Here is a 10,557-nt window from a genome sequence, read left to right on the forward strand (position 1 = left end):
ACGCCTTCCTGGCACAGGCGTCGGAGGCGCTCGGGATGGACGCCTACGGCGATATTCGGATCGATCCCGATGGCCCGAAGCAGTGTCAGTCGCTCGATGATGGCGGCGAATGTCTTTCGGCCGGGCTTGCCGGGTGACTGCCGCACCCAGGCCAGATCGCTCAAGTTCGTGCCTGTGTGGGGCAGGAGAAGCGCATCGAGCAGCCGGCGCTGTCGAGCATCGAGTCCTCGGGTCAGATGCTCGGCGACATGGCGTTCGGCATCGAGCAACGCCTGTGCGACCATCCGCTCGACCGAACTGATGCCCGGCACAATGATGCGCCGTCGCCGGCACTCATCCAGCATCACGCGCGCCAGCCTAGCTGTAGGCGCTTGCAATCATATCAGTGTCTGCTCGCAAACAGCCTGATTTCCTGCTCACGCTATCTGCCACTGGCGGGGAGCGTCCTGCTCGAATTATCTGCCAGTGTGCTCGCCATCATCCGGCGCTGCTTGCAAACGGGACGTTGTGCTCACGCTCCCAGCCAATGGGTTCTCCAAACCCGTCGCCGGCAGGCGCTTTTGTGAAGCGGGTTTCCAGAACAGTTCTGACAAGCGGCGGACCGCAGAAATGCGTTGCGATCATGGTTCGCCGGCAAAGTCGTCAGAAAGGAAGGTTTTTGCGAACAGCGGCCGGCGCATAGAAGGGGCACCGATATACGCTTACGACTGAATGAGCCGAACCGCGCCAGCCGCGATCGTCCCGATTGGGATCGACGTTCGGGAAATGCACTCTTCTCCCGAAAAGCGATCAGGTTTGAGTGCCATCCGCCTCGAATGTTGAGACAGGCGCCGGAGAGAGAGGATTAGGCAATTGATGCTCTGATGCCGATGAGGAGCCGCAGCCCGTCATCGCAGTGCAACTCAGGCCGGAGCGTAACCGGTGCGGAGGCCCGGAGATGTCGGCAAGCGGGCGCCCCAGCGTTCTACATGTCCGCTTCTTTCGACCCGCACCGGCTGCGGCAAGTCTAGGAGCGGCAACAGCCCTACGCCGTCCAGCCACGCGGACACGGCGTGCTGCTGCTCGTCGCCGAGCGCGGCGAACACGTCCGTGACCCGCTGCCACAGGAAGAACAGGTACGGCTGCACGCCGCTGGCGAACGGCACGCCCCCGAACATGGTGTCCACCGAGCCGAGCACCCGTTGGTGCGGCTTGTCGGTGACCGGCGCGCCCTCCTCGGGGTCGGTGTCGGCGACGAACCGGCACAGCCAGGCGGTCTTGTCGGCCAGCTCCGGCAACAGCTCGTCCGCCATGTGCCGGAACAGCGGCACCAGCGTCTCGGGCAGTTCGTCGCCGCCTAGGTAGCAGGTCGGATACTCGCCATACTCCGGCAGATCGGCATCGGGCGCGTTCATCCGTTCGACCCAGCGCGCGACCTTGGGCGCACGGCGGCGCATCAGGTCGGCAGGAACCGGATCGCGACCGAGATGCGCGAAGAGCGGGCCGAGCAGGCCATAATCGCCGAGCGATGGCTGCCCGCCGAACAGATAGGGATGCCGGCACAGGTGTGCTTCCAGCAGGTCGAGCAAGGTGAGGTACGACGCCTCGATCGCAGGAATCGTGTCCCGCGTGACGCCGAGCATCGGCAGGTAGGACTGCATGCGCGCCATGACCTTGGCCGCACCGTCCGTTCCCGATCCGCCGGTGAACGCGTCGGTCAGAAAGGTCCGCTGCTCATCCAGATACGACCAGCGATAATGCATGGCGTGGCGCGTCAGCGTGACCACGGCGTAAAGCTCGGCGACATGCGCCAGCACGCGCTGGCGCGCGCCCGGCGGACGGGCCGACACCGGCACGCCGCGATCCTCGAAATGGTCGAGGATGTCGACCGTGTCCTGGATGACCTCTCCGTCCGGCGTCACCAGCACCGGGATGATGCCGCGGCCGATCCGGGGCACGATCTCCGCCCTGAAGCGCGGATCAGCCGGGGTGCGCTCGACATAGGTGAAGCCTTGTTTGCGCAGATAGGCTCGGCTCTTGCCCGTATAGAGCGAGTGCGGGACGCCGTAGAGAATGTGGGGTGCCATGTAGCCATCATACAGCCGCGACGCGGCGTGCACAACCGGATCGGCAGCATGTACGGGATACGTCCTCCAGATCGCCTCGCGTACGCTCGTTCCACGCGACTGATGCATGTGCCTGCACTGCAGCGGATGACGTCCAATTGCGCCGATGTGGCATGATCCGACCGGTCTGGCGCGCTCGCCGCTCGATTGCGGACGGCAGTGAGTGGGTCGAACCCAATTCATCTTCGGGGTTGCGATAGCGTCCGCTGCGCAAGTGGCCTCGGCGTTCGCGTTCCCGCGCAAGGCCGCGATGACCTCGCCCGCTCCGAGCCAGTCTTCGATAGCGGGACAAGAGACTGATCCTTCCAGCGCTCACCCGCCGCGATCACCGCTATTGTACCTTCACCGGCAACCACGGCGGCCTCTTGCGCGACAGCCCGGGCATTGCGGAGGCACCTGCTGATGGGGGGAATGTTGCCTGTTGCGAGCGAAAGCCGCGAGCCGTTCGGGGATGGCAGCACGATGCGCGTGCCTGATTCAGGCTGCGGCAGAGCTGCTGGAGAGCGTGGGCGCTGCCAACCTGTCGTTGCGCGGGATTGCCGAGCGCGCGGGCCTGTCGCGGCAGGCACCCTACAATCACTTCGCCGACAAGGAACCGCTTCTGGCGACACTGGTCGTGACCGGCTTTGATCGCCTGGCCAGCCAGGTTGATGCTGCCTCGGCGCACCTGTCCGGCCACGAAGCGCTGGCGAAGGCGGGCGAAGCGTACATCGCCTTCGCGCAAGACGCGCCGGCCCTGTTTCGGCTAATGTTCTCCCGCGAGTTGGTCGACAAGGCCAAGTTTCCCGATGCCGCTGCGCCGGAGCCCGGGCGTTTGGCATTATGGCCGCCATTGTCGCAACCATCGTCACGGCAAACCATACAGAGAAGGTTAGCTTGGCAGCGTGGTGCGTCGTTCACGGTTACGTGTAGGCGCTTGCACACGTAGCGGCGTTTGCTCGCAAACAGCGCAATTTCCTGCTCAAATTGGCCGACAGCCGGCGCGCTACCTTGCTCACGCTAGCTGACAATATGCTCGCCATCGGCAGCGCTTGCTTACAAACCAAGCGATCTACTCACGCTTTTCGCCAGCAGCGGCAACTCGGTCGCGGGCGAGGCTGGCGCTCTCTGCCTTCAGCGGCCGCGACACGGGGCAAACCTCCTGCACGTACGCGTTGAGCGTGTTGGCGAGGTTGTCCGCCACCAAGCGGTAGAACACGAATTGGCCTCGCTTTTCGCTCGTCACCAGGCCAGCGTTCTCCAGCACCGACAAGTGCTGGGATACGGCAGGCTTGGACATCTCGAACCGTGACGCGATCTCGCCTGCGCTGAGTTCCGCGTGGGCGAGGTAGGCAAGGATTTTGCGGCGTGGGGTGGACGCCAAAGCTTCAAAGACCTTCTGCATGGACGATGATTAAGCGATAAGCTAACCACTTGACAAGGGCGGCTGGCTAGGACAGCATTTAAGCTATGAGTTAAACGCTTGGAGCTTGGCATGACCCTCGATCCCGAACGCTGCCGGGTGAACTCGCTGGTGGAGCTGCCCGGTAGCAGTCCCGTGGCAGGTGTCGTGCGGTGGGATCCGGCTCACTCCCTCTGGAACGGTACAATGCTCGCTGCCTCGTTGCTTCTGGCGCCGCTGCTCTTCAGCTGGGGCGCGCTGGCCGCGTGCTTGCTACTGGCCAGTGGCACGCTCCTGCTGGGTCACAGCGTTGGCTTCCACCGTCGGCTAATTCACCGCAGCTTCGATTGCCCTCTGTGGCTGGAGCGGCTGCTGGTCTGGGCAGGAACATTGGTCGGCATGAGCGGCCCGCTATGGATGATCCGCACGCACGATCTGCGGGACTGGGCGCAACGGCAGGCCGATTGCCATGACTATCTAGCGCACCGTCGCCGGCCGCTAGCCGACGCCTGGTGGCAGATGCATTGCCGCCTGGAGCTGGAGTGCCCGCCCTCGTTCGATCTGGGACGCGCGGGACGCGATGGGTTCTACCGCTTTCTGGAGGCGACCTGGATGGCCCAGCAGTTGCCGGTGGCGGCGCTTCTGTTTCTGGCGGGGGGCTGGGGTTGGGTCGTCTGGGGCGTGTGTGTGCGCGTTACCCTGTCGGTGTCGGGCCATTGGTTCGTTGGCCACCTGGCGCACCGCACGGGACCGCAGAGCTGGCTGGTGAACGATGCCGGCGTGCAGGCCCACGATGTGCCTTGGGCGGCCATTCCAACCATGGGCGAGGCTTGGCACAACAACCATCACGCTTTCCCCGGTTCGGCGCGGATTGGCCTCTATCCAGGCCAAAGTGATTGGGGATACGGCTTTGTGCTGCTGCTGGAGCAGGCGGGACTCGCCTGGAACATCGCACTCCCCGAGCACCTCGCACGCGAGGGTAAACTGACCAGGGTCGCACCCGAGCACAGGCATGAAGCGCAGCCCGCCGTTGCGGTGACCGCAGGGAGAGCGTGATGCCAATCCTCCGGTTTCCCTCCTTCTCCGGCACGATGCCGCCGGCACCTTACGCGCTCACCGCGCCGCTGCTGTTGCTGACACCGCATCTGGTCGTCGGGTTGCTGATGGCCGCCCGCGGCACGCCGCTGATAGCTGATGTCGGCTTCTGGCTGCTGCCGCTAAGACGATTGGCCATGAGTCCAAGCCTGCCGGCCAGCGACGCTGCTCTGGCGTTTACGGTATCGCTCGCGGCAGCAGGCGGACTTGCACTCATATCGTTCCGCCGCGCCAGTTGGTCAGGTGCGGGCTACGCACTCGCCGCAGCCGCAATAGTGCCGGCCGTGCAGATAGCGGCCGCGGCGGTATTGGCACTACTGCCCAAGTTCGAACGGCAGGATGACTTGGCTCCTGCGCCTGGCGCGAACATCGCTCACATGGTTCAAGGCGTGCTTGCCGGCGTAGCCATCATCGTCGCGGCCGTACTTGTGTCGGCGCTAACCCTAGGCAGCTACGGATGGAGCCTGTTCGTCGCCACGCCCTTCTTGGTGGGTGTCACCACCGGTTATCTCGCGAACCGTCGTCTGCTGCTAAGCGCGGGTGCAACCGCGCGGCTGGTGTTGGCTGCGGCAGCGCTAGGCACCGTTGCGCTCGTGATGCTGGCACTGGAGGGTTTGGTCTGCATCCTGCTGGCCGCTCCGCTGGGCGCGATTGCGGCGCTGATTGGTGGCGCTGCAGGCCGCGCAGTTGCAAATGCGGCTCATGGCGGTGGCCGAACGGTAGCGAGCGTGGCGCTTCTACCCGCTCTGTTTGCACTCGAAGCGGCCGTGCCGCCCACGCTGCCGATCGCGGCAAGTAGGTCCGTCGAGATAGCCGCACCCCCGGGAGCGGTATGGGCGGCGCTCACTGACGATCGCGCCATCTCTGGTCGCCCCGGTCTGGTGGGGATCGCCGGCCTCGCTTACCCAATCCGCGGCCAGCTACTCGGCCAGGGCATCGGCGCGATCCGCTTGGGCGAGTTCTCTACCGGAACAGCGCGGGAGCGGATAACCGAGTGGATGCCCGGACGCCGGCTCGCGTTCGCGGTGCTGACCCAACCGCCGGCGATGGAGGAAATGAGCCCATATCGCCGGGTCCACTCACCCCATGTGCAGGGCTACTTCGAGACCGGTACCACGGGTTTTACCCTGACCTCTTTGCCGAGTGGGCACACCCGGCTTGATATCGAGGCCCGTCATGTCTTGCGGGTCGAGCCGGTGCTCTATTGGGAGCCGTTAGCCAGGCTGGCGATCAGGATGAACCTGTCGCGGGTTTTGGGAGATCTGAAGCAGAAGGCAGAGAGGGTTAGCGTCCGGAATACTCGCATCGCGAGGCTGCCGGCAGGCTGACGGTCTTTCGACCTTCCGCAATCAGGGGCGGAATGTTCACGTTGGACCTGACGTCCGGTTCACGATCAGGCGGCTCGTGCTTTCTGGCGAAAGAAGGTCGTGTCCGGCCCGATCAGATCCGGATCGATCCCGCTTTCCTCGGCAGCCAGTTGCTGGATGATCCGCCATATATCGGGTGTGGTGAGGCGCGCGCCCTCACGTGCCAGCCTGCCGCGGTTCTGCTCCGTGACGAGGCGGGCCAGATCGCCGATGGTTTCACATCCCCAAGGTAGTCGTCGGCGGTCGATGTGCCGCAACCACAGCCCCGCATATCCGCTCGCTCCAGCAGCGAAGATGCGAAGGGGCGGCGCCAGCGTCGTGAAGGCGACGATGGCGACCGCGACGGCGAAGCAAAGGGTGGCGACGATCCCAAGCCATCCGGCTCGCGTTGCCGGCATCTTGAGGCCGGTATCGGCTTCCAGGTTGGTGAACGACTGGTGCAGCTTGTTGCCGATCAGCGGCGCCAACGGCGCATCTGGCCCGACGTGCCGCCCAAGCCCGAGCGCACGTCGAAGCCTGTAGAACGTCATCTGCGTGGCGCACGTCGTGCCGCCCCCGCCGTGGGCTGCGACATGCGCGACGACATGGGTCCTCACCTCGCCGAACGTCGTCCAAGGCAGGTTCGAGCGTAGGCGAAGATCGAAGGTACGCTCGATCGCTAGGAAGAAGTCGGTGTCGTCGCCGTCGCCGACCCAGTCCACCGTATCGAGCACCTGCATGAACCCTGCTCCTCAGCAGTTCTGCAAAACGACCCTTTCTGACGAGCCGATCGCCTTGCCTGTCCGGCAACGTAAATCTGCGGGCGGCGCTTTGTCAAAACTGTTCTGGAAACCGACTTCGCAAAAGGGTATGCCGCGCACGGGTTTGGAGAAGATCGGACGCCCATGCGGGTAGGCTACGCCAGGGTCAGCACCAGCGATCAGAACCCCGAGCTTCAGCTCGACGCGCTGCGCCGCGCCGGCTGCGACAAGGTGTTCACCGAAAAGGCATCGGGCGCACGTGATGACCGGCCCGAACTGGCGCGTATCCTGGAAGACGTGCTGCGTGCAGGCGACACGCTGGTCGTGTGGAAGCTCGACCGCCTCGCCCGCTCGCTCAAGAAGCTGATCGCCACGGCCGAGGAACTCGAGCGCGAAAAGATCGGGCTGGTGTCGCTGACCGAGAGCATCGACACGACTACACCGGGGGGCATGCTCACCTTTCACGTGTTCGGCGCTATCGCGCAGTTCGAGCGCGCGCTGATCCGGGAGCGGACCACCGCCGGGCTGGTGGAGGCGCGTCGGCAGGGCCGCAAGGGTGGCCGCCCATCGGTAATGCGCCCGAGCGACGTCACCGCGGCACGGGCAATGATGAAGGAGGGGACATTGCCGGTGCGCGACATCGCCAAGCGCATGGGCGTGTCGGTGGCGACCCTCTATCGCTACGCCGGCAAGCGCGGCAGCGGCGCACCGGCCAAGGAGCCCGCCGCAGCCCATGGCTGACCGGGCTAAGCGGCCGCCCGGAGAGGCGCTGGTCGACCTTCGCCGACGATTGTCGCTGTTGCCCCCACGCGACCCCGGTCGCACCGAAATCATCGCCCGCGCCGCCGAGGCTTATGGCATCTCGATCTGGACCCTGTACCGGGCGCTGCGTGAACTGAACCGCCCCAAGTCGGTGCGACGGTCCGATCATGGCGCGACGCGGGTCGCCCCGCAGGCTGAGATGGAGCGCTACGCCGAGATCGTCGCTGCGCTGAAGATCAGGACGACCAACAAGAAGGGCCGGCACGTCTCCACCGCCCGCGCTATCGAGTTCCTCGAAACGGACGGCGTCGAGACGCCGGAGGGCTTGGTCAAGGTCGCGCCCGGCCTGCTGAAGCGGGCTACCATCGACCGGCTGCTGCGCTCGTCGGGGCTGGATTATACTCGCGTGACCCGTCCGCACGCGGCCGTTCGTTTTCAAGCGCGGCGATCGAACGAGCTGTGGCACTTCGACATGAGCCCGTCCGACCTCAAGCAGGTCGAGGCGCCGCTTTGGATCGAGCAAGGGCGCGGCAAACCGACGCTGATGTTGTTCTCGGTCGTCGATGACTGCTCGGGCGTGGTCTATCAGGAATATCGCAGCGTCTATGGCGAAGACGCCGAGTCCGCGCTGCGCTTCCTGTTCAACGCCTTTGCCGCCAAGCCGGAGCCCGAACTGCCGTTCCAAGGTCTGCCGGTCACGATCTACATGGACAACGGCCCGGTCAGCCGGTCGCGGGTGTTCCAGTCCGTGATGGGCAGCCTGGGCGTGCGCGTCCTCACCCATCTGCCGCCCAAATCTGACGACCGGCACACCGCGGCCCGCGCCAAGGGCAAGGTCGAGCGGCCGTTCCGCACGATCAAGGAAGTGCACGAGACGCTGTACCACTTCCACAAGCCCAAGGACGAAGCGGAGGCCAATCTGTGGATGCGGCGCGCGCTGGTCACCTATAACAACGGCGACCATCGCTCCGAGCCACACGCGCGGGTCGAACACTGGCTTCGGCATTTGCCCGGCGAGGGCGTGCGCGCCATGTGCTCTTGGGAGCGGTTCTGCGCCTTTGCGCGCGAGCCCGAGCGACGCACCGTCGCCGGCGACGCGACCGTCTCGGTCGAGGGTGCTTCCTACGAGGTCGAGCCCCAGCTGGCCGGCGAAACGGTGACGCTGCTCTGGGGCTTGTTCGACCAGCAGTTGTTCGTGGAACATGGCGGCAAGCGGCACGGACCCTACGAACCGTCGCGCGGCGCGGTGCCGCTCTACCGCTATCGCAAGTACCAGAAGAGCCGTGCCGAGGAGCGGCTCGACAAGGTGGTCCGGCTCGCCGACCAGCTTGGTCTGCCCCGTGCGACCGTGACGGGCGGCGACCGGCCGCTGCCGTCGCTGCCGCCCTCGACCGCAGGGCTCGCGGTCCGACAGACACCTTTTCCCGAACCAGTGGTGGAGACGGCATACCCGAACGGGCTCGCGGCGCGCCACGCCATCGTCGACCAGCTGCGGCGACCGCTCGGCTCGCTGCCCGAGGCGGACCGCGCCTTCATCGACGCGCTGCTGGGCGAAACGCTCGACAAGACCATCATCGCCGGCCGCATTCGCGAGCGGTTCCAGGCAAGACGGGGGACAAGCTGATGCTCGCCGACGTTCAATCCAGCTACGGGCTCGCCCGCCCGTTTCATGGTGCCGGCAACTTCGAGACAGAGCATCAGCGCAACCTCGTGCGCGAGGTCTGCGCAGCGGTGCAGACCGGCCGGCTGATCGTCGTCTCCGGCCTGGTCGGATCGGGCAAGACGCATCTCCTGCGCCGCATCGAGGACGAGCTGGTCAGGGCCGGCAAGGTCGCCGTCGCCAAGTCGCTCGCGGTCGACAAGCGTCGGACCTCGCTGCCGTCGCTGATCGAGGCGCTGTTCTACGACCTCTTGCCCGGCGACCGCGCCCAGGTGAAGATCCCCAAGCAGGCCGAACGCCGCGAGCGCGATCTGCGCGACATCATGCGCAAGGGCAAGCGACCGGTCGTGCTGGTGGTCGACGAGGCGCACGACCTCCACCACAAGACGCTGACCGGCCTCAAGCGGCTGATGGAGGTGGTGGCGGACGCAGGCGTGCTGCTGTCGGTCCTGCTCGTCGGCCATCCCCGGCTGCGCAACGACTTGCGCCGTCCGCAGATGGAGGAGATCGGTTACCGCACCACGACGTTCGACTATGAGGGCATCGGTGCCGAGCGACGCGACTATGTCGCCTGGCTGCTCGGTGTCTGCGCGGCCGAGGGCGTCGAGGTCGCCGACCTGATGGACGAGGATGCGATCGACCTCATTGCCGAGCGTCTGCGCACCCCGCTCCAGATCGAGATGCACCTGACCCTCGCCTTCGAGCAGGGCTTCCGGCTTGCCGCCAAGCCGGTCACGGTCGAGATCGTCGAGCAGGTGCTGTCGCGGGCGATCGACGACCTCGAACCCACGCTGACCCGCAACGGCTACGACGCCGGGGCGCTCGCCAGCCAGCTCAACACCCGGCCATCCGACGTGCGCGCCTTCCTCGCCGGAACGCTGGACGCCGAACATACCCGCGAACTGACCGAGCGGCTCCGCGAAGCCGGGGTGCCAATATGATGGTATCGCAAGCCGTTACACGACATCGATACCTTCTCCAGGTGTGCATCATCGCGGTCGCATCCACGGTCGGCGTGTTGGTGACAGACGCACCTGCGTTTAGGTCACCGGCCAATCTGGCTTGGATGATCGGACTACCCGTTGCAGTCGGGATGGCCGCGAACGTCGGTTGGGGTCGACGGTGCTTCATGGCCATGGCGCTGCTTGGCGTTTCACTAATTGTCGGCACGTTGGTCGGTGTAAATTTCACCAGCTATGGCTGATGTCTGTCGTCGCCTTCCTCGGATTGGCAGAAAGCGTGAGCAGACCGACTACGATTGCGAGCGAGCGCGGATGATGGCGAGCACATTGTCATTTAGCACGAGCAGCCCGGCCCGCCCGCTGTCAGTCAATCTGAGCAGAAAACTTCTCTGTTTGCGAGCAGGGGCCGCTACGTTTGCAAGCGCCTACACCTAGCCCCGCTGGTCGTCGTCAGCGCGATCGGCAGGAGCCATTCCTGCAACGTC

At 65.4% G+C, this 10,557-nt stretch carries 9 protein-coding genes and 1 pseudogene; 6 read left to right on the plus strand and 4 right to left on the minus strand.

All coding sequences use genetic code 11. From position 1 onward, the window contains the following. Together ACODRZ_RS25800 and ACODRZ_RS25805 are read right to left on the minus strand one after the other, a co-directional pair. Positions 1 to 362, minus strand: a pseudogene (locus ACODRZ_RS25800) (SAM-dependent methyltransferase); the annotation flags it as partial. Between the two features lie 540 nt (positions 363 to 902). Beyond that, the gene (locus ACODRZ_RS25805) at positions 903 to 2,066 is read right to left on the minus strand and encodes a glutathione S-transferase family protein (protein WP_066651699.1); all 1,164 of its coding nucleotides are present in this window, start codon (positions 2,064 to 2,066) and stop codon (positions 903 to 905) included. 490 nt (positions 2,067 to 2,556) lie between these two features. On the opposite strand from ACODRZ_RS25805, the gene ACODRZ_RS25810 reads away from it, so the two are divergent. Beyond that, positions 2,557 to 3,033 carry a TetR/AcrR family transcriptional regulator gene (locus ACODRZ_RS25810; RefSeq protein WP_066760032.1) on the plus strand — a complete coding sequence of 159 codons (477 nt, stop codon included), beginning with the start codon at positions 2,557 to 2,559 and terminating at the stop codon, positions 3,031 to 3,033. A gap of 123 nt (positions 3,034 to 3,156) precedes the next feature. Here ACODRZ_RS25810 and ACODRZ_RS25815 read toward each other — a convergent pair whose 3' ends face one another. Next, positions 3,157 to 3,489 carry a metalloregulator ArsR/SmtB family transcription factor gene (locus ACODRZ_RS25815; RefSeq protein ID WP_066760033.1) on the minus strand — a complete coding sequence of 111 codons (333 nt, stop codon included), beginning with the start codon at positions 3,487 to 3,489 and terminating at the stop codon, positions 3,157 to 3,159. A 90-nt stretch (positions 3,490 to 3,579) separates the two neighbouring features. Here ACODRZ_RS25815 and ACODRZ_RS25820 point away from each other — a divergent pair, with 90 nt between their 5' ends. Further along, positions 3,580 to 4,542, plus strand: a complete 963-nt coding sequence (locus ACODRZ_RS25820; RefSeq protein ID WP_066760034.1) for a fatty acid desaturase — start codon at positions 3,580 to 3,582, stop codon at positions 4,540 to 4,542. Continuing rightward, entirely contained in the window at positions 4,542 to 5,909 is a 1,368-nt protein-coding gene (locus ACODRZ_RS25825) for an SRPBCC family protein (RefSeq protein ID WP_294444938.1), read from the plus strand. Before ACODRZ_RS25820 ends, ACODRZ_RS25825 begins: the two co-directional genes overlap by 1 nt. Before the next feature lie 65 nt (positions 5,910 to 5,974). Here ACODRZ_RS25825 and ACODRZ_RS25830 read toward each other — a convergent pair whose 3' ends face one another. Continuing rightward, positions 5,975 to 6,667 (minus strand): hypothetical protein, encoded by a 693-nt coding sequence (locus ACODRZ_RS25830; protein WP_294444937.1) that lies wholly within the window; start codon positions 6,665 to 6,667, stop codon positions 5,975 to 5,977. A gap of 165 nt (positions 6,668 to 6,832) precedes the next feature. Between ACODRZ_RS25830 and ACODRZ_RS25835 the strand changes: the two genes are divergently transcribed. Genes ACODRZ_RS25835 through ACODRZ_RS25845 form a run of 3 tightly spaced genes read left to right on the plus strand, consistent with a single transcriptional unit; the run spans position 6,833 to position 10,051 of the window. Continuing rightward, on the plus strand, positions 6,833 to 7,429 hold the full coding sequence (locus ACODRZ_RS25835) for a recombinase family protein (RefSeq protein WP_294444935.1): 597 nt from the start codon (positions 6,833 to 6,835) through the stop codon (positions 7,427 to 7,429). Further along, the gene (locus ACODRZ_RS25840) at positions 7,422 to 9,074 is read left to right on the plus strand and encodes a DDE-type integrase/transposase/recombinase (RefSeq protein ID WP_294444934.1); all 1,653 of its coding nucleotides are present in this window, start codon (positions 7,422 to 7,424) and stop codon (positions 9,072 to 9,074) included. Before ACODRZ_RS25835 ends, ACODRZ_RS25840 begins: the two co-directional genes overlap by 8 nt. Then, positions 9,074 to 10,051 carry an ExeA family protein gene (locus ACODRZ_RS25845; RefSeq protein WP_294444933.1) on the plus strand — a complete coding sequence of 326 codons (978 nt, stop codon included), beginning with the start codon at positions 9,074 to 9,076 and terminating at the stop codon, positions 10,049 to 10,051. Before ACODRZ_RS25840 ends, ACODRZ_RS25845 begins: the two co-directional genes overlap by 1 nt. The last annotated feature ends 506 nt before the right edge of the window (positions 10,052 to 10,557 follow it).

This window comes from Novosphingobium sp. FG90 (genome assembly GCF_057808725.1).